The organism is Janthinobacterium sp. BCJ23, from assembly GCF_059617945.1.
In genome coordinates, this window is sequence record NZ_JCAQAW010000002.1 from 536,378 (window position 1) to 559,066 (window position 22,689).

Annotated in this window: 21 protein-coding genes, 1 tRNA gene and 1 pseudogene; 11 read left to right on the forward strand and 12 right to left on the reverse strand. The window is 60.3% G+C overall.

Annotated elements, in window-relative coordinates:
* Positions 1–96 precede the first annotated feature (96 nt).
* Positions 97–1,455, forward strand: a complete 1,359-nt coding sequence (locus AC54AG_RS08535) for a Vps62-related protein (RefSeq protein WP_338678892.1) — start codon at positions 97–99, stop codon at positions 1,453–1,455.
* 65 nt (positions 1,456–1,520) lie between these two features.
* Positions 1,521–1,808: a hypothetical protein gene (locus AC54AG_RS08540; protein WP_034755607.1), complete on the forward strand. Its 288-nt coding sequence runs from the start codon at positions 1,521–1,523 to the stop codon at positions 1,806–1,808.
* 93 nt (positions 1,809–1,901) lie between these two features.
* On the opposite strand, the gene yddG is transcribed toward AC54AG_RS08540, so the two are convergent.
* A complete protein-coding gene (yddG, locus tag AC54AG_RS08545; protein WP_496630029.1) occupies positions 1,902–2,807 on the reverse strand; it encodes an aromatic amino acid DMT transporter YddG in 906 nt (301 codons plus the stop codon).
* A gap of 176 nt (positions 2,808–2,983) precedes the next feature.
* Here yddG and AC54AG_RS08550 point away from each other — a divergent pair, with 176 nt between their 5' ends.
* The 3 genes and pseudogenes from AC54AG_RS08550 to AC54AG_RS08560 all read left to right on the forward strand — a co-directional run.
* On the forward strand, positions 2,984–4,462 hold the full coding sequence (locus AC54AG_RS08550) for a hypothetical protein (RefSeq protein ID WP_496630030.1): 1,479 nt from the start codon (positions 2,984–2,986) through the stop codon (positions 4,460–4,462).
* Between the two features lie 114 nt (positions 4,463–4,576).
* Positions 4,577–4,702: a hypothetical protein gene (locus tag AC54AG_RS08555; protein WP_496630032.1), complete on the forward strand. Its 126-nt coding sequence runs from the start codon at positions 4,577–4,579 to the stop codon at positions 4,700–4,702.
* 80 nt (positions 4,703–4,782) lie between these two features.
* Positions 4,783–4,863: pseudogene (locus tag AC54AG_RS08560) on the forward strand (integrase core domain-containing protein); the annotation flags it as partial.
* A gap of 260 nt (positions 4,864–5,123) precedes the next feature.
* Here AC54AG_RS08560 and AC54AG_RS08565 read toward each other — a convergent pair.
* Positions 5,124–6,341, reverse strand: a complete 1,218-nt coding sequence (locus tag AC54AG_RS08565) for an MFS transporter (RefSeq protein WP_496630033.1) — start codon at positions 6,339–6,341, stop codon at positions 5,124–5,126.
* Between the two features lie 59 nt (positions 6,342–6,400).
* Here AC54AG_RS08565 and AC54AG_RS08570 point away from each other — a divergent pair, with 59 nt between their 5' ends.
* A complete protein-coding gene (locus tag AC54AG_RS08570; protein ID WP_072453403.1) occupies positions 6,401–7,396 on the forward strand; it encodes an AraC family transcriptional regulator in 996 nt (331 codons plus the stop codon).
* 203 nt (positions 7,397–7,599) lie between these two features.
* Here AC54AG_RS08570 and AC54AG_RS08575 read toward each other — a convergent pair whose 3' ends face one another.
* Positions 7,600–7,854 carry a hypothetical protein gene (locus AC54AG_RS08575; protein WP_496630035.1) on the reverse strand — a complete coding sequence of 85 codons (255 nt, stop codon included), beginning with the start codon at positions 7,852–7,854 and terminating at the stop codon, positions 7,600–7,602.
* 532 nt (positions 7,855–8,386) lie between these two features.
* On the opposite strand from AC54AG_RS08575, the gene AC54AG_RS08580 reads away from it, so the two are divergent.
* On the forward strand, positions 8,387–8,926 hold the full coding sequence (locus AC54AG_RS08580) for a hypothetical protein (protein WP_139143344.1): 540 nt from the start codon (positions 8,387–8,389) through the stop codon (positions 8,924–8,926).
* 503 nt (positions 8,927–9,429) lie between these two features.
* Here AC54AG_RS08580 and AC54AG_RS08585 read toward each other — a convergent pair.
* The 4 genes from AC54AG_RS08585 to AC54AG_RS08600 form a co-directional block, all read right to left on the reverse strand.
* Positions 9,430–9,504: transfer RNA gene (locus tag AC54AG_RS08585), tRNA-Val, on the reverse strand.
* 80 nt (positions 9,505–9,584) lie between these two features.
* Positions 9,585–10,301 (reverse strand): DNA polymerase III subunit epsilon, encoded by a 717-nt coding sequence (gene dnaQ / locus AC54AG_RS08590; protein ID WP_034755584.1) that lies wholly within the window; start codon positions 10,299–10,301, stop codon positions 9,585–9,587.
* A gap of 87 nt (positions 10,302–10,388) precedes the next feature.
* Positions 10,389–10,826, reverse strand: a complete 438-nt coding sequence (rnhA, locus tag AC54AG_RS08595; RefSeq protein ID WP_034755581.1) for a ribonuclease HI — start codon at positions 10,824–10,826, stop codon at positions 10,389–10,391.
* Positions 10,819–11,595, reverse strand: coding sequence for a class I SAM-dependent methyltransferase (locus tag AC54AG_RS08600; protein WP_496630037.1), 777 nt, complete (start codon positions 11,593–11,595; stop codon positions 10,819–10,821). Before AC54AG_RS08600 ends, rnhA begins: the two co-directional genes overlap by 8 nt.
* A 19-nt stretch (positions 11,596–11,614) precedes the next feature.
* Between AC54AG_RS08600 and gloB the strand changes: the two genes are divergently transcribed.
* A complete protein-coding gene (gloB, locus tag AC54AG_RS08605) occupies positions 11,615–12,424 on the forward strand; it encodes a hydroxyacylglutathione hydrolase (RefSeq protein ID WP_496630038.1) in 810 nt (269 codons plus the stop codon).
* Positions 12,425–12,503: 79 nt separating this feature from the next.
* On the opposite strand, the gene aceB is transcribed toward gloB, so the two are convergent.
* Positions 12,504–14,102, reverse strand: coding sequence for a malate synthase A (gene aceB / locus AC54AG_RS08610; RefSeq protein WP_496630039.1), 1,599 nt, complete (start codon positions 14,100–14,102; stop codon positions 12,504–12,506).
* 216 nt (positions 14,103–14,318) lie between these two features.
* On the opposite strand from aceB, the gene AC54AG_RS08615 reads away from it, so the two are divergent.
* The gene (locus tag AC54AG_RS08615; protein ID WP_034755572.1) at positions 14,319–15,230 is read left to right on the forward strand and encodes a LysR family transcriptional regulator; all 912 of its coding nucleotides are present in this window, start codon (positions 14,319–14,321) and stop codon (positions 15,228–15,230) included.
* A gap of 395 nt (positions 15,231–15,625) precedes the next feature.
* On the opposite strand, the gene AC54AG_RS08620 is transcribed toward AC54AG_RS08615, so the two are convergent.
* The 4 genes from AC54AG_RS08620 to AC54AG_RS08635 form a co-directional block, all read right to left on the reverse strand.
* The gene (locus AC54AG_RS08620) at positions 15,626–15,829 is read right to left on the reverse strand and encodes a cold-shock protein (RefSeq protein WP_010398811.1); all 204 of its coding nucleotides are present in this window, start codon (positions 15,827–15,829) and stop codon (positions 15,626–15,628) included.
* Between the two features lie 298 nt (positions 15,830–16,127).
* Positions 16,128–16,490 (reverse strand): Hpt domain-containing protein, encoded by a 363-nt coding sequence (locus tag AC54AG_RS08625; protein WP_072453374.1) that lies wholly within the window; start codon positions 16,488–16,490, stop codon positions 16,128–16,130.
* A gap of 22 nt (positions 16,491–16,512) precedes the next feature.
* The gene (gene upp / locus AC54AG_RS08630) at positions 16,513–17,163 is read right to left on the reverse strand and encodes a uracil phosphoribosyltransferase (RefSeq protein ID WP_046682928.1); all 651 of its coding nucleotides are present in this window, start codon (positions 17,161–17,163) and stop codon (positions 16,513–16,515) included.
* 145 nt (positions 17,164–17,308) lie between these two features.
* On the reverse strand, positions 17,309–18,991 hold the full coding sequence (locus AC54AG_RS08635) for an isovaleryl-CoA dehydrogenase (RefSeq protein WP_496630040.1): 1,683 nt from the start codon (positions 18,989–18,991) through the stop codon (positions 17,309–17,311).
* Positions 18,992–19,387: 396 nt separating this feature from the next.
* Between AC54AG_RS08635 and AC54AG_RS08640 the strand changes: the two genes are divergently transcribed.
* Together AC54AG_RS08640 and AC54AG_RS08645 are read left to right on the forward strand one after the other, a co-directional pair.
* Positions 19,388–21,127, forward strand: coding sequence for a putative bifunctional diguanylate cyclase/phosphodiesterase (locus tag AC54AG_RS08640; RefSeq protein WP_034756356.1), 1,740 nt, complete (start codon positions 19,388–19,390; stop codon positions 21,125–21,127).
* A complete protein-coding gene (locus AC54AG_RS08645) occupies positions 21,124–22,620 on the forward strand; it encodes an HDOD domain-containing protein (protein ID WP_070302727.1) in 1,497 nt (498 codons plus the stop codon). The genes AC54AG_RS08640 and AC54AG_RS08645 overlap by 4 nt, the downstream gene beginning before the upstream one ends.
* Positions 22,621–22,689: the final 69 nt, after the last annotated feature.

Genomic DNA, 22,689 nt, shown 5'->3' on the forward strand with positions numbered 1-22,689 from the left:
GTCAAGTCGGCATGAACCGGGGATGGAGAATCAAGTTCCCTACCCGCCCGCGACAGCTGCGGGACCAGTTCCTACTCTCGACGGAGTTCTGCACCCATGCGTAACGACAACAACGATGCCACCCTCGCCCCCGCCCTGGCTCCGTACAATGAAAAGGCGAACGCCGCCATCGTCAAGGCGGTGCGCGACAGGGACTGGACAAAGACGGCGGTGCGCTACGGTGAAATTTGTTTGACTTTGGCCAAGCCGGATGAGTTCACCGAAGTATGGAGCCAACTGGACCTGAGCACGTTCCCCCCCGACCTGAACAACATGCCGTGGATCGGCCTTTACCATTTCACGGGCAGCGGGCAGCGCGATGCGAATTGCCTGCCTGTCGGCGACATCGCGGTGTCCACCAGACTGGCTCCGCCGTATCAGCCGCCCCGGGCATCTCCCATGTTTTACCTGTCACCGTGCCCGGAAGCGCCGCCGTCCGCCCTAGGTCCCGCATTGGCGCATCCGACGGGGTTCCGTTTTCTGGTCAATGACAGAGGCTCCAAAAACCCCCGGGACATCTGCTATTGGCAGCCCATTGCGCCCGATGGCTATTACGCGCTTGGCATCTGCTTTAACGCCAGGGAACCGGACAGAAGCAAGTATTGGTGCGTGAGAAAAGACCTGTGCATTTCCGTCGACAAGATCCGCGTATGGCAAGAACACGGATGGCAAGGCAGCGGCAGCGTGGAAGCGCCGAAGGCGCGCCCGGACAAATGGAAGGATGTTCAGGATGGATACGTCCTTTTGTCGCCGCTGGCGTATACCTATGGCAGCTTGCCGGCATTTTACTTGCGCCTGCCCATGGCCTGCCTCGACGTGGAACCATTTGATTTTCCCGGCCCGCCACGGCCGGAGCTGGACCCGGCAATTGTGGTCAACCACAAGCTGAAGGCCGGCTTGAGCCCAGTCGTGATCGTCCCGTTTACCGCCATCCCCGGTGACGCCAGCAACGTACCCGACCAGCCATACACGTCACCCTTCTATTTCATCGCCGCCCAGCCGTATTACTTTTGCTACAACGTGTTATCGCCGACCGGGGGCGGCACCACGACGACAACCTACCGCGTCGGCGTGACCAAAGAAGAATCCACGACCTTCGAACGGTCGACGTCGATCACCACGAATGTCGAGGTCGGTGCCGTGTTCGAAGGTCCCACCGCCTCGGCATCCCTTTCCATGACCAACACATTTTCATTAACGCAGCTGAGCGGCCGCACGGAAGAGACCAGCGTCGAATACTCGGAACAGCTGATCTTCAAGGAAACGGCGCGTGTATGGCAATGGCAATTGCTGACCGACCTGGTGGTGACGCGCTCGGATGGGACGCAGATCAGGCCCATCGCCTACCGGAATCAGGACCGCACCAACATTCCCCCGCCGGACAAGGCGAGCCCGCCAGAAGCTATGGAAAATTGAATCGCCGTTCTTTCCCAGCAGTACAACAGTGTGTTTGACATTTCTCATCCAACCAGGAGGTTTATATGAAACTGCAACGTCTGTTTTGCCTTGTCGCCTTGATCTCGGCCGTTTCCATGGCGGGTGCCGCCAAGCAGGAGAAGGAAACACCCAAGGAAAATGCGGCGGCCAGCCCGGCCACCACCAAGGCAGAGAAGGATGCCGCCGCGGACCAGCAAGGCCACGCCCCTTGCTGGTCCGCGCGGCAATGCAGCGGCAAATCCAGGCCCAATCTCACGCTTGAAGCGTGCAAGCGGGGCAGCTTCGGCAAGTCGTGGGGACTCGCTCCCGGTCCGGGCTGCAGGACTTTCTGATGGCGATACCTTGATCCTGCCCGCATGGCGCAGGCGTCAATAGCCCCGCCCGCACCGCCTGGCCGGTTGCGCGGCGGCGTGTTTCGGCTAGTGCTAGCTGATGACCGGCCTGGCACGTCCCGCCCGCGTCGCCAGCCAGCACAGGATGGCGCCGCCGCACACCATGGCCGCGCCTTGCCAGAAGGCCAGCGACAGCGGCGTGCGCAGCAGCAGCGACGACAGCGCGGCAGACAGCACGGGGATGAAATACGAAGCGCCAGCGAGGATCGTGACGTTACCGTGAAGAATACCCACGTTCCACGCGGCGTAGCCAAAGCCCATGGCGCCCGCGGCCAGGACCAGATAAGTGACGGCCTCGGCAGTGAACGCCATCTGGCCGCCCCCTTGCAGCAAATACTTGACCCACAAGCTGATGGAAACGAGGATGAAGAACAGGGTCACGCCATTCTTGCCCTGCGCAAGGCGCGCCGTCACGGTGCAATACGCGGCCCAGATCAGCGCGCCCGCGAAGGCCAGGCCATAGCTGAGCGGGCTGCTCCGCACATTGGCCACGGTGCCGGCCAGGTCAAAGCCCTGCTCGCCGCCCAGCACCCAGCAGATGCCGACGACGGACAGCAGGAAACCTGGCACGATGAGGAAATTGCTCTTTTGCCCGTTGAACAGGATGGCCGCGACAATGGTGAAGGTCGGCCACAGATAATTCACCATGCCCACCTCGATGGCCTGACGCGCCGTGCTCGCATAACCGATCGATAGCGCCAGGCACAGCTCATAGGTAACGAACAGCACACTGCCCCAGACCAGGTAGCGTCGCGGAAATTCGCTCAGCCTCGGATAACCCACGGACAGCAGCAGGAACACTGACGCCACGCTGTACATCATCGCCGCCCCGCCCGTGGGTCCCAGCAGGTCAGTGACACTGCGGATCAGCCCGATAATGGCGCTCCACAGCAGAATGGCGCCCAGCCCGGTCAGGGTGGCCTTGTTGGTATTTTTCATGTGTATGTCATTCAGATGAGGCAATCAAACGCCCGGCGGCACCAGCCAGGCGCCGGGCTTGCGAGACCATACACGGTGTCGTTCGCCAGGGCAATCAGCGGTGACAATTATTGAGATTTCATCAATTATTTGCGGATACTATGTCTTTCAATAACTCAACTTAAACAGGTGCACTCATGTCCGCTCCCAAGTCAGTGTCCGCCAGCCTCGCCGTCTTGTTCTGCGCCACCGCAGCGGCCGGCACGCCCGCCTACCAGCCCTTCCCCAAAGGCTATGGCTATCTGGAACCGGCAGAAACCCGCGCGCTGCAGACGGCCGTAAAGACAGGCGACAACGCCGTCGTGCGCGCGCACGGCTGGCGTTTGTGGGCCGGCATCATGCAGCCAGCCGCCGGCCTGGACTGGCCGGTCTGGTACACCTGGCCCAACGGCACTGACGCGTTCGCCGACACCGCAGCGTTGAACGGCGATGCGGCAGCCGCCACGGCGGAGGTGAAGCCAGCCAAGCGCCGCATGGGCCGCCTGGGGGCGAGCACTTTGACTCCCGTCAACGTGCAAAACACACCGTTTTACCGCATCCCGGAACAGGTCATCACCGCATATCCTGGCGCCATAGTCCGCACGACGGAAGGGGGAAAAGTCAAAATCAGCATCCGCGACGGCATCCACTTCGCCTTCAACGGCGATATCATGATCGCGACGGAATCGCTGAGCAAGGAGGCGCTCGATTTCATCCGCGACCCGAAACAGCCCGTCTACAAGCAAAGCACGCTCGATGCCTTGTACAGCAAGGACGATCCAGCCAAGCGCGTGCACAATCTGAATGCGCCAGCCAGCTATGTCGTGACCAAGCACATGTATTGGCCCGTCAAAGCCAGGGGATTGACCGCATTGCCCGTGTGGCACGACGACTTCAGCGCCAAATATACCGGTTATGCGGGCTACGAAAAGTGGCGTACGGCCATTGCCATCGACCCGGACGGCAAGCAGGTGGGCCAGATGGCCAAGGTCAGCTACCTGCACGGCCTGTACCAGCACGATACCACCACGCCATGGCCCGTCATCACCAAAGCCGCCAAGGTATACGGTTTGCAGGACTTCTACCACCACAAGGTGAGTGCGGCCGACTGGGCCAGTTTCGATGAAGCCGACAAGGCCATCATCAACGCCGCCTGCTACTGGCTGAACGGCCAGCCCTTCGGCGCCGGCGACTACCTGGTCACGGTGGCCATGCACATCAATACCAAGGAAATCCCAAGCTGGGGCCTGCAAAGCGTGTGGTGGTCGGACCGCCCCGGCAGCATGCCGTATGCCGCCAACCGCCCGGCCGACATCCAGGCCACGGGACCGTGGAAACATTATCTGCTGACGGAAGCCTACGGCATCCCGGAAAAAGGCAACCCGGACCTGCTCCCCGTCGCCACCAACCCGTACATCGAACTGGTGACGCACCCGGTCGGCACCAGCTGCTACACCTGCCACGCCAACGCAGGCTGGCCCAGCAGCTTTAAAGCCATGACACCGGGCGTGGCCAGCTATCAAAATCCGCAATGCCCGAACCTGCGCGCCTCGCTCAACCCCAAGAGTTCGTGCCTGGCACCCTTCACCCTCACGGATTTCCAATGGATCATTCCGGATCGGGCCGTGGGCAATTAGCCTACGCCGAGCAATTGCCGCAGCCCGGCTTGATGCCGGGAGGCGCATATTAACGACTCAGCCCACCGCCCTGAACAGTCATCTTGTCGCGGCAATTATCAAAAGAAGACCATCATGGATAAGGAAATCATCAATCGATCGCTTCCGCAAGGCGCTGCTGACATTAAAAATATTATTCTGGTCGGCGGTGGCGCCTTTTTCTATCGAAAAGCACTGAAAACCGCGTTCCCTCATCACTAGTTGCAGGAACTCAAGGATCCGATTTTTGCCAATGTCAGAGGTTTTCAGTTTGCTGGAACAGAACTGGCCAAGCAGATATGAGCATCGAACACCACCTGGCACCGCCCCGGGATCCGCAAACGAACGGCATGGTTGAACGATTCAACGGCCGTATGAGCGAGCAAAAGCAGGCCTTCCCTAGCCATAACTGCCGGCGAAGGATGGCATAGCTGAGCGAGGCAACAGCAGAGCGCCTGCTTTTGAGCGCCATGACGGCACAGTTGGCTACGATAAACTAGCCGGTCATCTACTTCGTGCGCTCAGCCAGATCGGGGACTTTGCACGCTCACAGTGGACTGGTCATCATGAGCCTTCCAACCCGCTCAATTGCGAAAAGCAGGATTTTGATCGCCTGAAGAGCGTCTAGCGAACTTGTGGCGGTTCACTGCGGCAATTCGACCCGAACTCTTAAAGCGATAACGAGAGCAGCGAGCAGCATCACAACGCCAGCAATAATGAAAACGCCTGTCACTCCACCAAACCCGAACATCATGCCACCCAATGCAGCGCCGGCAGCTATTGAAGATTGCACCGCAGCGACGACCATGCCACCAGCTGTCTCCGCTTGATCAGGGACGGCACGGGCTACCCAGTTGGACCAGGCGACAGGTACGCCGCCGAACGCCAGGCCCCACAAAGCGACCAAAAGCATCAGGCCTGTTCCTTGGACTGGCAGTAAAATCATGGCGAATGCCGCCAAGCCCACCAGCGCAGGCATGAGCACTAAAGTAGCACGCAGGCTACGCTCCATTAGCCAGCCGGCCAGCAGCGTGCCAACGAAGTTGGCGACACCAAAACCCAGGAGCATCAGAGACAAACCGTTTACATCTATTTGGACAACGCTTTCAAGAGCGGGGCGAATATAGGTGAACAATGCATATTGCCCGGTATGGGCAAGTACGCAGCCCAGCATCCCGATCCCAATCCCCGGGCGACGGAGCAGTCCCAGTACCGATGTGGTGCGCATCATCGTGCGCGGCGCCATACGGGGCAGCGTGAACAATTGAAACAAAAGTGTTAGCCCTCCGACAGCCGCGGCTGCTATAAATGCACTGCGCCAGCCATATAGCCCCCCCAAGTAGCTGCCCAACGGTACGGAAACGACCGTCCCGATGGCGATGCCGCTGAATATGATGGAGAGCGCTCGCGGCACCAACTTTGCCGGCACCAGCCGCATAGCCACGGCTGCCGCCATGCTCCAAAAGCCGCCTAACGCGACGCCCAGAAGAATGCGCATCACCAACAATACTGTCAAGTTTGAGGACAACGCCACCAGCAGGTTGGAGGCGATCATCAGCACCGTGAAAGCCAACAAGACGACACGCCGGTCAAAATGACGCGTGAGACCTGGCACCAACAGCCCGGCGAACATGGCCACGACGGCCGTCACCGTCACTGCCTGACCAGCTAGTGCCTCCGATACGCCAAGATCGAAGGCCATCGGGGTCAATAGACTGGCTGGCAGGTACTCCGCCGTCAGTAAACCGAAAACCCCCATTGCCAGTGAAAACACTGCCATCCATGCTGCTGCCGCTGGCTCTAAAACAGACGCATCGTTCGCGTTGGGCGTTTGCCCGGTAGCAAAAACATCGTTGTTCATCTCTACAATCCCTAAAACAATCGGAGTCGAAAGTCTAGAGGTAAAATCCAGGATGATCTATGATGGTAAATCCTGATGTTTTGATCAAAACACCTAAAATGAGCAAGCAAAGTCAAATTTCTCCATCATCTAATCTCGTCAGTGAACTATTGACAGGCATGCGCCTGCGTGGAGTCCAGTACCGCCGCATTCAGACCGGTCCAGCTTTCGGCATAGGCTTTGAAGACAAGCCAGGCCACGCCTACTTCCACTTCCTGGCCGTTGGCACTGCCTTCATATGTACGGATGATGGTGAGTTGCATCAGCTGTCCGCCGGTAGCGCGGCGTTCCTGCCTCACGGTCGGAGACATCAGCTTCTATCGGATGCGGGTATTGCATTTCAGGACATCGCAAAGTTCGATGCCGCGCCCCTTGGTGAATCCGTTAGCGGAGTAGACACATGTCCCAGTACGCACCCCGTGCCCAGTGCGGTTATTTTTTACGGCTGCATGGAATTCGATCTCGGCGGGATGCAAGGGATCGGCAAGCTGATGCCAACCGTCATGGTGGCTGACACGCAAGCGCAAGGCTATCCTGGGTTACTGCCTGTTCTTGATTCAATGAAGCGTGAAATCTGCGCCGGCCGTATTGGCTTTGCAGGCATTCTGGCTCGCCTGGCGGAGGTCGCGGCAGCAATGATCGTGCGCGGCTGGATTGAATCCGGTTGTGAAAACGCTTCTGGTCTCCTCGCCGCCTTGCGTGATCCGCGCCTTGCTCGTGCCATATTGGCGCTGCACCGCCAGCCTGGTCGTGAATGGACAGTTGCACAGTTGGCTGCGGAGTGTCATATCTCCCGCTCAGTCTTCGCGCGACGCTTTGAAACCACCATCGGAGTGCCGCCCCTGCGCTATGCCACGGAATTGAGAATGCGTCTTGCCACACAATTGCTCACTCACGAAAGAGTATCCATCGACGTCGTCGCCCGACGCCTTGGCTATACATCTCAAGCCGCGTTCAGTCGTGCTTTCAAGCGCGTCATCGGCAAGCCGCCGGGTGCCTGTCGGCAAATGCTTTGAGGAGAATCGCTGAGGGAAGCGCGGATCAATCCATTTCAGCGACCTCTCGCCAGAAACGCAGCAGGCCATCGCGACCGCGCGCGCCGCTGGCCAGTTGATCGCCTCGACGTCGGGCAGCCTTGTCTTCATGAACGATGGTGCCGAGCCGAGCAGCGGCGAACTGGGCTGCCCTACCTGCGGAAGCAGCGGGCATGCCAATGATGTTAAGCCGGCAGGCGAACCTGCGGTTGCTCAACGCCGATCACCGACGCTTGACGCGCGCCGTTCAGCGGCGACCGATCCTGACACGCCTGCAGGAATACCGCAGCAATCATGCCGCAACCTGCCGTCAGTTGCATGATCGGCATACGGAGGCAACGTCCCAGCGTGCTGTAGCCCGGCAAATGATCGATGGGTTCAACCGGGAAATCGGTGAGACGGTATGTCAGATCCGAACACTGCACCAGCCTCTCACTCACCTCCCTCGTTCCCTGCGCGGGGACCGCGCTCCAGGGAGAGGGACAATGCCAGCTACTCTAACACGCCCGCTCAGCCCTTCCCATCATTCCCCAGCACAAACAATCACTGCGCCGCCTGGAACATGCCCAGCGCCAGCAAACCGAGGGACTGTCACAGCTGAACGCGCAAATCACAGCGCTTTTTGACGCCCTGCAACACTTGACCGAAGACGATCCGTACTTCCTGAGCCGGAATCGGGACGATCGCACGGCAGCCGGATCGATAATTTTTCCTCCCAAGGAAAGGATCAAGAGCGCTATCGCATCAGCAGATAACATCCCCGATAGCTGGAAAGCGTACTTGTCCTCAGTTGGAACGGGACACCACTGATGCACATCAACGATATTTTCAAAAAATTAATATTATTACATTTGAATAGTTTTTCTTCAGTAGAAACATATAGGATTTGTATTTCTTACATCCTGGAGCTACTCGCCAGACCTCAATTTGAGATACCAAACTCAACCATTCAACCAAGTCGAAAGGAACAAGATGAAATCCCAGATGCGCCATGCCGCAATGATCGTTTCGCTGTTGTCCGCCTCCTCCTGTGCTTTGGCGCAGGTTCCCAATCGATGCCCATCGCTGGCGTTTTATGGCAATGCCGCCACCAGCGGCCTCTGCAAAAGCCTGAGCCCTGCTACGCAAAACCTGCAAGTGTGTGAATTGACTGCCGCACAACCCGACGTTCACTTGACTTTCGGCCTCCAGCCAAATGGCGTGAACCCGCCCGTCCCTCTCCACCTGACAGTGCGCACTCAGGCCAACAACTGCGAACAAGCGACCAATATCGTCCAGAACGCTGCCGGAGCGTTTGTCGCGCAAAGCAACGCCCTGCTCTGTGGCGTCGACCCCGTCACCTATGTTCAACGCATGAACGCTCAAACGATTGTCCCGGGGAGCAACGGTCAAAGCGCTTGTCGCACAGCATTCATAAACGCACAGACGGGCGGCAAATTGACGCCCGCAGTGGCGCAAGGCTACCTCAACGCTTGCAACACCGGAGGCCTGGCGAATGCCGCATGTCCGTGATGTGAAGCGGCAAGCAACAAAGGCGACAAGAAATGAGCTGCATTCCGAGAAAGGCTAGCGGGTGTCCAGCAGACTCGTGGCGATTCACAGTGATCCGGAAAGGAGATAAAAATGAGCAAAGGTAGCGGTAATAACGGAGGCCGTAGTGGTGGGTCCCAGGGCGGTGGCAGTAAAGGTGGCGGAGCATCTGGCGGTGGCCGTGGGCAAGGAAATGGCGGAGGGTGGCCAAGTGCAACGGGCAAGCCATCTGGCGGAGGGCGCAGCAATGCACCCGCTGGCGCTGGCAACAAATAGGTCTGGCGCTGGTTTAGCTTAACAATTTCGTCGCAAGGAAGCGCCCGCAAGCTAAGCTTGTGTACTCGCTTGACGTGAAAACGGCCGCAGGAAGCGGCCGTATCGTTTGGGGCTGGACAGCGGGTTAACAACCCATTGCCCCAGATTTGCCCCAAGTTCCTATTCAGACAAGATATGAAATCCAAGTCTTTGAATACAAACTAAAATTTTGGTGGGAAGTGCAAGTTTCGAACTTGCGACCCCTGCAGTGTGAATGCAGTGCTCTACCCCTGAGCTAACCTCCCGAAGCGAGGCGAATTATCGCATAGGTGTTGCGGCATCTGCAAGGGCTGGCAAGAGGAAATTTACCTAGCCCCGCTTTTTCTCAGGCGGCCGCTGGCGGCGACGTGACGGCGGTCCAGATGCACTGGCCTTTGGCGGCCTTGTCGAGGCCGGCGATGGTGGCTTCGTGGGCGGCGAGCTCGTCGGCCGTGGCGCTCTGGAAGATGACTTCGGCCAGGGGCACGATTTCCAGCACGGCGCCGTCGGCGGCCACTTCCACTTCTTCTTCCATGCTCAGGCTGTTTTGCCCGCGCGTCATGGCCAGGTAGACGTCGGCCAGCAATTCGGAGTCGAGCAGCGCGCCGTGCAGCTTGCGGTGAGCGTTCGAGACGCCATAGCGGTCGCACAGGGCGTCAAGCGAGTTGCGCTTGCCCGGATGCATTTCCTTCGCCTGCACCAGGGTGTCGATCACGCCAACCACTTGCTCGTGGACTGGCGGCAGGTTCAGGCGCTTGAATTCCGCGTTCAGGAAGCCGATGTCGAACGGGGCGTTGTGGATGATCAGCTCGGCGCCGGCGATGTAGGCACGGAACTCGTCGGCGATTTCCGCGAATTTCGGTTTGTCGCTGAGGAATTCCGTCGTCAATCCGTGGACGGCCAACGCGCCCTCTTCCGAATCGCGCTCCGGATTGATGTAATGGTGGAAATTATTCCCCGTCAACATGCGGTTGTTCAGCTCGACCGCCCCGATCTCCAGGATGCGGTCGCCCGTGCGCGGGTTCAGGCCGGTGGTTTCAGTATCGAGAACAATTTGACGCATGGCAGATTCAGTCGTAAAAGCAAAAAGCGAAGGGCACAGTATAGCAAAACTGTGCCCTGCGATTACAACTCCCGAGCTTGGATATTCTTACGCACGTACCGTTTCCACGCCCAAGTTGGCCAGTTGATCGGCCCGCTCGTTGCCCGGATGTCCGTTATGGCCGCGCACCCAGCGCCACTCCACTTCATGCACGGCCTGGGCGATGTCGAGCGCCTGCCACAGGTCGACGTTTTTCACCGGCGCCTTGGCCGCCGTTTTCCAGCCGCGCGCCTTCCAGCCGTGGATCCATTCGCTGATGCCCTTCTGGACATACTGGCTATCGGTATACAACACTACCTGGCACGGACGTTTGAGCGCCGTCAAGGCTTCGATCACGGCTTTCAATTCCATGCGGTTATTCGTCGTATTCAGTTCCCCGCCATAAATTTCTTTCTTGGCGCCATCGGCCACCATCAGTGCACCCCAACCGCCAGTGCCGGGGTTGCCCTTGCATGCGCCATCGGCGTAAATCTCAACCTTATCCATCTTGCTGTTCCCGCCTTTTATTCGTGACCGGTGCGCCTGCGGGCGCCGTCGCCGGTTTCTTGGTCCACGCCGGACCGATCAAACGCATCCCTTTGACGCGCTTGATCGCCTGCACTATATACACTGCGCCCAGATATGGCCACCAGCGCGCACCCGCCTTGTCCATGAAAGCGTTGCGGCGCAGCCATTTTTCTGTCCTGCAGGCAGGTGCGTAGCAGCCGAAGTAGCTTTGACTGACGCCCATGTTGAGCAATTTTAACCAGTCTTTCATGCGCGGCATAGAGATCAGCTCGCCTGCCTGCGGCAGGTAGTGGCGGCCCGTGACCCGCCCCACCCCCTGGCGCATGCCCCACAGGCTGGCCGGATTGAAGCCGCAGACGATCACTCTCCCTTCCGGGATCAGCACGCGCTCGACTTCGCGCAAGACCTGGTGCGGCTCGGCGGCAAATTCGAGTACGTGCGGCAAGACCACCAGGTCCAGGCTTTGCGAATCGAACGGCAACTCATCGAAGGCCGACACGAGGGTCAGGCGCTTCTCTTGCGGCGGGCGCGGAGGCAAGCGCGCATCGAGCAGCCATTTGTTCGGCATGCGGTTGGCGGCCAGCGCGTTGAGCTGGGGCAAGCCGATCTGCACGGCATTAAAACCGAAGATATCGACGGTCAGGCTGTCGAGGCATTGCTGCTCCCAGGCGCGCACGTACAGACCGGCCGGCGTCTGCAGCCAGCCGTCAAGCGCTATAATGGATTTTTCGGATGCCACACTGTCCATTCAGTTTTCTCTTTTGCTCATGACACACTCCCCTGAACACGCTCTATCGGTACTTGCCGTGCCCGCCTTTGCCGACAATTACCTGTGGCTGATCCACGACGGCCGCCACGCCGCCGTGGTCGACCCCGGCGACGCGATGCCCATCCTCGATGCGCTGCAAGCCCATCAGCTGACCTTGTCCGCCATTTTACTCACGCATCATCACGCCGACCACACGGGTGGCGTGCCTGAATTGTTGCAGCATTTCGCCGTCCCCGTCTTCGGCCCGCGCAATGAGGCTATCACAGCCATCACGGAACCGCTTGCCGAAGGCGATGTCGCCCATGTGCCCGAGCTGGGTTTGCAGATGAACGTCATCGACGTGCCCGGCCATACGAAGGGGCATATCGCCTACGTGCGCCAGCGTGACGAGCGCAGCGGCGCACCATGGCTGTTTTCCGGCGACACCCTGTTTGCGGGCGGCTGCGGCCGCCTGTTCGAAGGCACACCGGGCCAGATGGCCGATTCACTGGGCAAGCTGGCCGCCCTGCCCGACGATACCGAGGTATTTTGCGCGCATGAGTACACCTTGTCCAATTTGCGCTTTGCCAACGCCGTCGAACCGGGCAATGTGGCCTTGCAGGAGCGCATCGCCATCGACACGGAAAAGCGCCAGCAAGGATTATCGACCGTGCCGTCGACCATTGCCCTTGAAAAGGCCACAAACCCCTTCCTGCGCTACCGCGAACCGGCGATCCTGACCAGCCTGAAGGTGGAAGGCAAGCTGACGGCAGATGCCTCGCCCGTGGAAGCATTTGCCGCACTACGGATGTGGAAGAATAGTTTTTAAGCTTCTGCTTCCAAAAAGAAAAATCCCGGCGATACCATCAGGTACTGCCGGGATTTTTTATTGATCTATTTGATCAGGATCAGATTTCCTCGTACAGCGGCAAAGTCAGGAATTCGGCGAACGATTCCGACGTCGACATTTCCTCGAAAATCTGGCCGGCGCGCACATAGGTCGGGCCGTTGCCACCTGGCGCATCGCGCTGCACTTTGGCCAGCTCTTCCGGAATCATGGCGCGCACCATCTCGGCCGTCACCTTGCGGCCATCTTCCAGCACACCCTTGCTCGAGCGGATCCACTGCCACACTTGCGAGCGGCTGATCTCGGCCGTGGCCGCGTCTTCCATCAGGTTGTGGATAGGCACGCAACCATTGCCGGCCAGCCAACTGCCCAGGTAGTGGATGCCGACGTTGATGTTGTAGCGCAAGCCCGCTTCCGTGATCGGCGCTTCCGGCTGGAAGTTCAGCAGGTCCGACGCTTTCACATCGATGTCGGGACGCTGTTTCTCGATCTGGTTCGGCTTGTCGCCGAGCACTTTGGTGAACTCGCCCATGGCCAGTTCCACCAGGCCCGGATGGGCCACCCAGCCGCCGTCGTAGCCGTCGGTGGCATCGCGCGCCTTGTCGTTGCGCACGCCGCCCATGGCGATGTCGTTCTTTTCCGGATCGTTCTTGATAGGGATCAAGGCTGCCATGCCACCGATAGCTGGCGCGCCACGCTTGTGGCAAGTTTTCAGCAACAGCAAGGCATAGGCGCGCATGAACGGTGCCGTCATGGTCACTTTCGCGCGGTCGGCCAGGCAGAAATCCTTGTCCAGCTTGAATTTCTTGATGCACGAGAAGATGTAATCCCAGCGGCCCGCGTTCAGGCCCGAGCTGTGCTCTTTCAGCTCGTACAGGATTTCATCCATTTCAAACGCGGCCAAAATGGTTTCGATCAGCACGGTCGCCTTGATCGTGCCTTGTGGCAAGCCCAATTCGTTTTGCGTCATGACGAAAATATCGTTCCACAGGCGCGCTTCCAGGTGCGATTCCATCTTCGGCAGGTAGAAATACGGACCGGCGCCGCGCGCCAGTTGTTCCTTGGCGTTATGGAACATGAACAGGGCGAAATCGAAAATGCCGCCGGAAATGCGCTTGCCATCGACCAGCACGTGCTTTTCATCGAGGTGCCATCCGCGCGGACGCACGACGAGTGTCGCGATCTTGTCGTTCAGCTTGTACGACTTGCCATTTTGCTCGAGCGAAATCGTCTTGCGCACGGCATCGAACATATTGATCTGGCCCGTGATCTGGTTGTCCCAGTTCGGCGTGTTCGAATCCTCGAAGTCCGTCATGTAGCTGTCCGCGCCCGAATTGAAGGCGTTGATGACCATCTTGCGCTCGACGGGGCCCGTGATTTCCACACGGCGGCATTCGAGCGCCTTCGGGATCGGCGCGATCTTCCAGTCGCCTTCGCGGATGTGTGCGGTTTCCGGCAAGAAATCAGGACGCTCGCCCGCGTCGAGGCGCTTGGCCCGCTCCACGCGCACGGCCAGCAATTGCTGGCGGCGCGGCTCGAATTCACGCGTCAGCTTGGCCACCAGCGCCAGCGCGGCCGGCGTCAAGATCTGTTCGTAGCCGGGATGGATGTCACCCGTGATTTGCATGCCTTCTGGAAGTGCGATCGTGTTCTGCGTCATGAAGTTCTCCGGTTTTTAGTCAATATAAGCAAAGGTAATCTGGTGATCCAAGTATAAGCTGAACGACTGCGCGAACAAGCTGGACAGAGGCGCAAAAACACTCTGCCGGGCGGCGCGTTTGTTCTATAGTATTGCACTATAAGGCATGGAAACGAGATTAAAAATCACTTCATCTATGCGTTTTTATCACAAGTGATGGCATCGCGGGAGCACAGCATGGGGCAGTTCAGACAAATATCAACGTTCGTGGAAGTGGTCGCCAAGGGCAGCCTATCGGCCGCCGCGCGCGCGGAAGGCATCGCGCCAGCCATGATAGGCCGGCGCCTCGATGCGCTGGAGCAGCGACTGGGCGTCAAATTGCTGCAGCGTACGACGCGCAAGCTGGCCTTGACGAATGAAGGCGCCGCCTTCCTCGAAGATTGCCAGCGCATCCTCGGCGAACTGGAAGAGGCAGAAGCGGCCGTGGCCGAGCGCAGCGTGAAGGCCAGCGGCCATTTGCTCATTTCCGCGCCGGCCGGCTTCGGACGCCAGCACGTGGCACCACTGATTCCCTCGTTTGTCGCCGAACACCGCGACGTGACGGTGTCGCTGAACCTGAACGACCGCCTCGTGGACCTGATCGGCGAAGGCATCGACGTGGCCATCCGCATCGCCAGCCTGTCCGATTCCTCGCTCGTGAGCACCAAGCTGGCCGACAACCAGCGCGTGCTCGTCGGCTCGCCCGCCTATTTGAAACGGGCGGGCACGCCCCGTATCCCGGCCGACCTGGCGAAACACAATTGCCTGGCGATCAGCAGCGAAGGCAGCCAGCGGGGCTGGACCTTCCGCGAAAATGGCAAGAACATCATTTTAAAGGTGGCGGGCAATATGGTCTGCAACGATGGCGAAGTGCTGCACGACTGGGCACTGGCAGGCAAAGGCCTGGCATGGCGCTCGATGTGGGAAGTGGGCGCCGAGATCGCCTCGGGCCAGCTGGTGACGGTGCTGGACCAGTTCGCCGCCCCGGGCAATGACATTTACGCCGTGTTCGCCCAGCGCCGCCACTTGCCGCTGCGCATACGGGCGTTCGTGGATTTTTTAAGGCACAGTTATTCGCAACCCGACTACTGGCGCGAACGGGCTATTTGAAGACGCGGGACCAAACCTGCTGCGCGTCGGCATAGGCGGCCTGTGATGCTCACCGTACTAGAGTACGGTTGCGCTTCTCGGCCACCTCTTCCTTCCGCTCGCGACGGTTTTGTCCGGCGTCGTGACGCATGAGGAAACAACAACTCCCGGATCAGCATTGGCAAGCGTAGGTCGGCTTAGCGCAGCGTAAGCCGACACCAGCCCACACATCTTGCCAACGCCACTCTTGTCGGCTTACGCGCAAGCGCTAAGCCGACCTACCTGATGACGCAAAGCACGCCGAAAAGAGCCGCGTAGCCCATAAAACACTCGCAAAACCGCTACTTCACGGAAATTTAGGCGAAAAAAAAATCCTCGGAGACCGAGGATTTCTTTATTTCGTTTGATCCAGCGTATTAGATTGGCTGAATGTTCGAAGCTTGCTTGCCTTTAGGGCCAGCGGTCACTTCAAAAGAAACGCGTTGGTTCTCTTGCAGGGACTTGAAGCCGTTCGACTGGATAGCCGAGAAGTGAGCGAACAGATCTTCGCCGCCTTCGTCAGGGGTAATAAAGCCGAAACCCTTCGAATCATTGAACCATTTTACGATGCCAGTTGCCATTACAATTTCCTATTTCAGTTAAGTTGGGCTTGCGCCCGTTATATCGTTTGAAGCAAGAAAGAAATGACAGACAAACTGCACTACTACCTCGAATCCAACGATGCCCAATTATACCAACAAAACTGAGAAAAACCATTCTTTCGCAAAATAAACTTACGAACACTACTTTAATAGCCAAATCCCCGTCTTGCGGCGCCCTGTACCAGCGGCATGGAGACACTATATCCTAATCTTCGACGCGGGTGCTTTGCGTTGTATCAAATGAATCATTGCAACCACATCTATATGGTGCGGTCGCTCACGCCGTGAAATGGGTGGCGGCGGCATCGCGTCCCGCCCAGTCCAGCAGCGCCGTCACTTGCGCCCGCACGCCGGGCCATTCCGCCACTGCTTGCGCAGGGGCATTGAGCATGGCGCGCACCAGCTGTTCGATGCGCCGGCATTCCTGGCCCAGCGCGGCAAAGCCGAAGGTGGCGGCCGAGCCGGCCACCGCATGCAGCGCGCGGTGCAGCTCCGTCAACGGTTCCAAACGGGGGCCTTCGCTGTCGCAGCGGCTGCTTGCCTGCGTGATCGCCTGCAACAGGGCCGGCACGCCAGCCGCATATTTTTCATTCAGGGCACGCAAACGCGCGCGAAAGTCCGGGTCGATCAAGGTTGCCATCGCAATACTCGCCTGACGCTGCTTACTTGGTGCCGAAGATGCGGTCGCCGGCGTCGCCCAGGCCCGGCACGATATAGGCGTGGTCATCCAGATGCGAATCGAGCGCGGCGCAGAACATCTTGACGTTCGGATGCGCGTTTTGGAACACGGTCACGCCTTCCGGTGCGGCCACCAGGGCCAGGAAGATGATCTGCTCGTCCGTCACGCCGCGTTTTTTCAGCACGTCGACGGCGTACACGGCCGAATTGCCGGTCGCTACCATCGGGTCGCACAGGATGAAGGTGCGCTCATTCAGGTCCGGCAGGCGCACCAGGTATTCCACGGGCATGTGCGTGGCCGGGTCGCGGTACACGCCGATGTGGCCGACGCGCGCCGATGGCACCAGGTTCAGCAAGCCATCGCTCATGCCGATGCCGGCGCGCAGGATGGGCACGATGGCCAGTTTCTTGCCGGCGATAACAGGCGCGTCGATGGTGACGAGCGGGGTCTTGATTTCGCGCGTCGTCAGCGGCAGGTCGCGCGTGATTTCATAGCCCATCAGCAGAGTGATTTCCTTGAGCAATTCGCGGAAGGTGCGCGTCGACGTGTCGTGCTCGCGCATGTGGCTCAGTTTGTGCTGGATCAAAGGGTGATCGGTAATGAACAAATTCGGGAAGCGTGGGTCTTGTTTCATATTGTTTTTCTTTCTCTACTGTCTGGCGCGGCGGCAAGCATGGCCGCAAGCGCGCTGTGTATCGATAAAATGATGGATTGCGGCATTATCCCAGCCCGCAGCCCGCCTGTGGCCGGAATTTTTGAAATAATCGGTTTTATTGAAATCAATACTCGCGCAGCGCGCGCGCCAGGATGGCCGCACAATCGGTGCCGGCGGGCAAGCGGCCATACGCCCCGCCCGGCGCCTGCACCAGCCGCGACTGCAGGAATGCTTGCGCAACAAACGGCGGCGCATGGCGCAGCAGCAAGGCCGCCTGCACGGCAAGCACGATGCGTTCGGACAATTGCCGGGCGCCAAATTCATCAGTCTGCGGCCCGTCCAGGTCGGCCAGCAGCAGCGCGCGGTAGGCAACAAAGGCGGCGTCATCATCGCCGGCCAGCGCCAGCTCGGCCGCCAGGGCGTCGCGCGCGGCCGGCGACTTGCCGAAGGCGCGCAAGACGTCGAGGCACATCACATTGCCCGAGCCTTCCCAGATCGAGTTGACGGGCAGTTCGCGGTACAGGCGCGCCAGCGGCGCGTCTTCCACGTAGCCAGTGCCGCCCAGCACCTCCATGGCCTCGAAGCCGAAGCCGGGACCGCGCTTGCAGATCCAGTATTTGCCGGCCGGCGTGAGCACGCGCGCCAGCATCGCTTGCCGCGGGTCGTCCTTTTCATCGAAACAGCGGGCCAGGCGCAGCGCAAAGGCCGTGGCCGCTTCCGATTCGAGCGCCAGGTCGGCCAGCACGTTTTGCATCAGCGGCTGCTCGGCCAGCGGCTTGCCGAACACGGCCCGCTGGCGCGCATGGTGCAGCGCCTGCGTCAAGGCGGCGCGCATGATGCCGGTGCTGCCCAGCACGCAATCGAGACGCGTATGGCTGGCCATTTCCAGAATCGTGGGTATGCCCCGCCCCGGCTGCCCCACGAGCCAGCCGTAGGCATTCGTAAATTCCACTTCCGACGAGGCATTCGAGCGGTTGCCCAATTTATCTTTCAGACGTTGCACGCGGATGGCATTGCGGCTGCCGTCGGGCAGGTAGCGGGGCAGGAAGAAGCACGACAATCCGCCCTCGTCCGCCTGCGCCAGGATCAGATGGGCGTCGCACTGGGGCGCCGAAAAAAACCATTTGTGGCCGACGATGCGCCAGACGCCATCAGCCTCGTCGCCGAACAGGGCTTGCGCCTCGGCCGCCGGCACGGGCACGGCGCGCGTGGTATTGCTGCGCACATCGGAACCGCCCTGCTTTTCCGTCATGCCCATGCCGACCAAGGCGCCCCGCTTCCGCTCCACGGGCAGGGAGCGTGGATCGTAGTCGCGCGACAGGATTTTCGGCAGCCAGCGCTGCGCGATCTGTGGCAGCTCCACCGCCTGGCGCAAGGCCGGCACCGAGGCATACGTCATCGTCACGGGACACTGCGTGCCGTTTTCCACCTGTCCCACTAATAGATAGGCGGCCGCGCGCGCCACCTGGGCGCCGGGACCGGGCTCGGCCCACGGCGAAGCGTGCGTGCCCGCACCCACGAGGATGGCCATCAGTTCATGCCAGACCGGATGGAACAGCACTTCATCGATGCGACGCCCGGCCCGGTCGAACTGCTGCAACTCGGGCGTATGGATATTGGCCAGGCGCGCCAGCGCATAGGTCTCGGCGCGACCCAGCTTCTCGCCCAGCGCGTCGAGCTCCTGCAGCGCCGCGCCGCCGCCTTCGCGCAGCAGCGCTTCGATCAGCGCCGGGTCGCAGGCAAACAGATTGACGTTTTCGAACGGCGTAGCCTGGTTGAAAACTTCATGTGTATCAAAAGCATTCATGGGGGTCTCCCGCGATTTGTTATCATGGCGCCCTTGCCGTCGCTGGCGCACTGTCAACACCGCCTGCCAGCCAGACTAGCGTAAAGCGCATGGCGGGGCAAGCGCGCCAGTGGAAGCAAGCGCAGATAAATGTTTCCATAGAGAATGAAAATGCCTGTGTGTGTCGCGTAGCATGATTTTTTTCATGGAAGGCAGGAATATTTACAAAACCTGAAGCAATGTTGCTCTATTTCATGTAATCGGGTGCTTTTCAATGATACATTTCGTGTGGATCGCGTTCCGATAGCCGCTCTTTCGGCCCCTATGGCGCGCGTCACGCACGACGCACTCTTTCCGTTGGCGCGCTGCCCTGCAGCGAGCGCCGGCACTGATAATAAAAAGGTAAAAGCCAGCACGATGTTTTCCAGTACCCCATCCGCCGCCCACCGCGAGGCCCGCCACGAGTTGGACAACCTCATGGAAGAGGCAGGCGACGTCGTGTTCCGGCTCGATACGGACGGCCTGATCCTGTTCGCCAGCAAGCGCGCGGCCACCCTGTTTGGCGCGCCATCGGGCCTGACCGGCCACTTGCTGCTGCCGCTGGCCACCGAAGCGTCGCGCGCGGCGCTGCAGGCTGCGCTGGAAGACGCGCTGGAAGAACCGGGCCGCCTGGAAGTGCGCCTGCAAACGCCGGACCAGGAAATCTGGTTCGAGCTGCGCCTGTCTTCTTATATGAACGCGGCCGGTGTGGCCGAATTGCTGGTGGTCGGGCGCGACACGTCGGCCCAGCACAATACGGAAGAAAGGCTGCGCCACATGGCCACGCACGATGCGCTGACCGGCTTGCCGAACCGTTTGCTGCTGTCGGACCGCATCCGCATGGTGATCGCCCAGGCCGCACGTTCGGGCCAGGGCTTTTCCGTCGCCACCATCGGCCTCGATGGCTTTAAAAAGGTCAACGATGGCCTGGGCCACCCCGTCGGCGACGCCGTGCTGCGCCTGGCCGCCGCGCGCCTGCGCAAGACCCTGCGCGACAGCGACACGCTGGCGCGCGTGGGCGGCGATGAATTCGTCGCCGTGCTGCCCGGCAGCGCCACGGACGCGCAGATCAAGCTGGTGACGGGCCGCCTGCTGGCCACCCTGCAGGCGCCATTCGAAGTCGACGGCCACACGATCTACGTGGGCGCCTCCGTGGGCGTGTCGATCTATCCGCTGCACGCGGAAGATGAAGTGCGCCTGGTGGCGCTGGCCGATGCGGCCATGTCGCGCGCCAAGGAAACGGGCAAGGCCCGCTGCCTGGTCTACAGCCCGCGTTTGAACGGCCCGTCGGAACACGACATCTCGCTGGAAGCGGCCATGTTCCAAGCCGTGCGCGAAGGCGAATTCCTGCTCTTTTACCAGCCCATCGTCGATGCGCACACGCGGCAAATCCAGGGCTTCGAAACCCTGATGCGCTGGAAGCATCCGACCCTGGGCCTGGTGCCGCCCGTGCGCTTCATCCCGATTGCCGAAGCCAATGGCCTGATCAATCTGCTCGGTGCCTGGGCATTGAAGGCGGCCTGCGTGCAGCTCAAGCAATTCCAGGAAGTGGCCAAGCGGCCGCTGTACATCTCCGTCAATATCAGCCCGCGCCAGTTCCGCAACGACAAATTCCTCGACGTGCTCGATGACGCGATCGCGTTTTCGGGACTCTCGGGCGAACACCTGGTGCTGGAAATCACGGAAGGCACCTTGATGATTGACCCCGTGCATGCGGAAACCATCCTCGTCAAGATGACGGAGCGCCGCGCGCGCATCGCCATCGACGATTTCGGCACCGGCTATTCTTCGCTCGCGTATCTGAAGCGCTTCCCCATTTCCGTGCTGAAGATCGACCGCACCTTCATCAAGGACTTGCCCGCATCAAGCAAGGATGCGGCCATCTGCAACACCATTCTCGACCTGGCCAAGCATTTGAATTTGTCCGTGGTGGCCGAAGGCGTGGAAACCGAAGAGCAGATGCATTTCATCGAGTCGCGCGGCTGCCAGTACGTGCAAGGCTACCTGACGGGCAAACCGATGCCGGCCCATGCCGCGCTAGCGGCCTTGAGCGACAAAACCTATGCGGCGCTGGTGCCTGTGCCGTCTGCCAATGAACCGCGCGGAGGGGTGCAATGAATCCAGGTCATTTCACGGTACCGACACAGCTGGGCAAGAACACCCTCGACCTGCTGTGGGCGCGCACGCGCCAGCAGGGCGACATGCCCGGCTTCGCGAAAGCCATCAGCGCCATCCTCGGCGCCATGCGCGGCGAGGACGACCACGAATTCGACATCACGCAAACGGTGCTGTCCGACCCTGTCCTCACACACAAGGTGCTGCGCTTGGCCAACAGCGGCATGTATTCGGCCTTCGGCCAGCGGGTCAACACGGTGTCGAAGGCCGTGCTGGTGCTGGGCATCGACGCCATCGGCCATCTGGCGCTGGGCCTGAAGCTGATCGAAGAGCTTTCGCAGGCGTCGCCCGATTCCGTCAGCGCCCATGTGGAAATGGAAAAGGCCGTGCTGGCCGGGATGGTGGCGCAGCAGGTGGCCACCAGCGCTGGCAGCCTGCAGGCGGAGCAGGCCGTCGTCTGCTCGATGCTGCACACCCTGGGCCGCATGATGGTGACGTTCTACATGACGGACTTCTGGGCGCGCATGCAGGCGCATGCGGGTCCCGGCAACGAGGCTGCCGCCGCGCGCGAAATTTTAGGGCTGTCGCTGCCCGAAGTGGGCTATGCCACGGCCGCCCACTGGGGCTTGCCGCAGCACCTGATCAACGGCATGCGTCCGATGGACCCGTCGCCGGACAACTCTCCCGTCAGCGGCGCCGACTGGATGGCGGGCCTGTCGACGATGGCGGCGCGCTGCGCCGACTCGCTGTGGCATGACGACGCGGCCGGCGCGGCGCAAGTGCACGCGCTGATCGACGATTATGCGGGCACCCTGGGCATCACGGCGACCGACCTCGTGGTGGCCGTGGACAAGGCCAAGGCGATGGCGGCGGCCGACCTGTCGATCGCGCCCCTGTCGAAACCGGCCGAACGGCGCGCGCGCCAGCTGGCGTCGACGCGCATGCGCGCCGAAGGCAACCGCGTATTGATCGGCGGCCTGGCCGACCTGCGCAGCGCCATCGGCAGCGCCAGCCCGGGACAGATGGTCTCGATGGCGCTCGAAACGCTGCACCAGGGCTTCGATTTTTCGCGCTCGGTGGCGTTCGTGCGCAACCACAGGGATCATCTGTATTCGGCGCGCATCAGCATGGGCGAAGGCATGGCCGACTTGCAGGATTTGATGGTGTTTGGCGACGCGTATGAGCCGAACGTGTTCCACGCGGCCCTCAATAGCGACCGCGTGATCTTCATCGACAATGCGCGCGACCCGAAATTTGCCGCCAAGCTGCCGCAATGGTGGAAAGCGACGTTGTCGGAAGCGCGCAGCTTCGTCGTGCTGCCGCTGTCGGCCAACGGCCATCCCACGGGATTTTTATATGGCGACTGGGACGACAGCTTCCCGCCGATCCAATTGAACCAGACGGAGTTCAACCTGATCAACGATATCCGGGCTTTGCTGGTGCAGTCGGTGGAGATGCGGCACCAGCTGGAATTGGTGGCGAATAAAGTGGCGTGAAATTCACAACCCGACGGCAGCCGCGTAGGTCGGGTTAGCCCAAAGGGCGTAACCCGACATCACCGCAGA

Coding starts and splice junctions, on each gene's coding strand:
- AC54AG_RS08640 (WP_034756356.1), top strand. CDS start 19,388: ATGTTTTCCAGTACCCCATCCGCCGCCCACCGCGAGGCCCGCCACGAG.
- AC54AG_RS08615 (WP_034755572.1), top strand. CDS start 14,319: ATGGGGCAGTTCAGACAAATATCAACGTTCGTGGAAGTGGTCGCCAAG.
- AC54AG_RS08535 (WP_338678892.1), top strand. CDS start 97: ATGCGTAACGACAACAACGATGCCACCCTCGCCCCCGCCCTGGCTCCG.
- yddG (WP_496630029.1), bottom strand. CDS start 2,807: ATGAAAAATACCAACAAGGCCACCCTGACCGGGCTGGGCGCCATTCTG.
- dnaQ (WP_034755584.1), bottom strand. CDS start 10,301: ATGCGTCAAATTGTTCTCGATACTGAAACCACCGGCCTGAACCCGCGC.
- AC54AG_RS08540 (WP_034755607.1), top strand. CDS start 1,521: ATGAAACTGCAACGTCTGTTTTGCCTTGTCGCCTTGATCTCGGCCGTT.
- rnhA (WP_034755581.1), bottom strand. CDS start 10,826: ATGGATAAGGTTGAGATTTACGCCGATGGCGCATGCAAGGGCAACCCC.
- AC54AG_RS08580 (WP_139143344.1), top strand. CDS start 8,387: ATGAAATCCCAGATGCGCCATGCCGCAATGATCGTTTCGCTGTTGTCC.
- aceB (WP_496630039.1), bottom strand. CDS start 14,102: ATGACGCAGAACACGATCGCACTTCCAGAAGGCATGCAAATCACGGGT.
- AC54AG_RS08635 (WP_496630040.1), bottom strand. CDS start 18,991: ATGAATGCTTTTGATACACATGAAGTTTTCAACCAGGCTACGCCGTTC.
- AC54AG_RS08570 (WP_072453403.1), top strand. CDS start 6,401: ATGATGGTAAATCCTGATGTTTTGATCAAAACACCTAAAATGAGCAAG.
- AC54AG_RS08555 (WP_496630032.1), top strand. CDS start 4,577: ATGGATAAGGAAATCATCAATCGATCGCTTCCGCAAGGCGCTGCTGAC.
- upp (WP_046682928.1), bottom strand. CDS start 17,163: ATGAAACAAGACCCACGCTTCCCGAATTTGTTCATTACCGATCACCCT.
- AC54AG_RS08565 (WP_496630033.1), bottom strand. CDS start 6,341: ATGAACAACGATGTTTTTGCTACCGGGCAAACGCCCAACGCGAACGAT.
- AC54AG_RS08550 (WP_496630030.1), top strand. CDS start 2,984: ATGTCCGCTCCCAAGTCAGTGTCCGCCAGCCTCGCCGTCTTGTTCTGC.
- AC54AG_RS08625 (WP_072453374.1), bottom strand. CDS start 16,490: ATGGCAACCTTGATCGACCCGGACTTTCGCGCGCGTTTGCGTGCCCTG.
- gloB (WP_496630038.1), top strand. CDS start 11,615: ATGACACACTCCCCTGAACACGCTCTATCGGTACTTGCCGTGCCCGCC.
- AC54AG_RS08620 (WP_010398811.1), bottom strand. CDS start 15,829: ATGGCAACTGGCATCGTAAAATGGTTCAATGATTCGAAGGGTTTCGGC.
- AC54AG_RS08645 (WP_070302727.1), top strand. CDS start 21,124: ATGAATCCAGGTCATTTCACGGTACCGACACAGCTGGGCAAGAACACC.
- AC54AG_RS08600 (WP_496630037.1), bottom strand. CDS start 11,595: ATGGACAGTGTGGCATCCGAAAAATCCATTATAGCGCTTGACGGCTGG.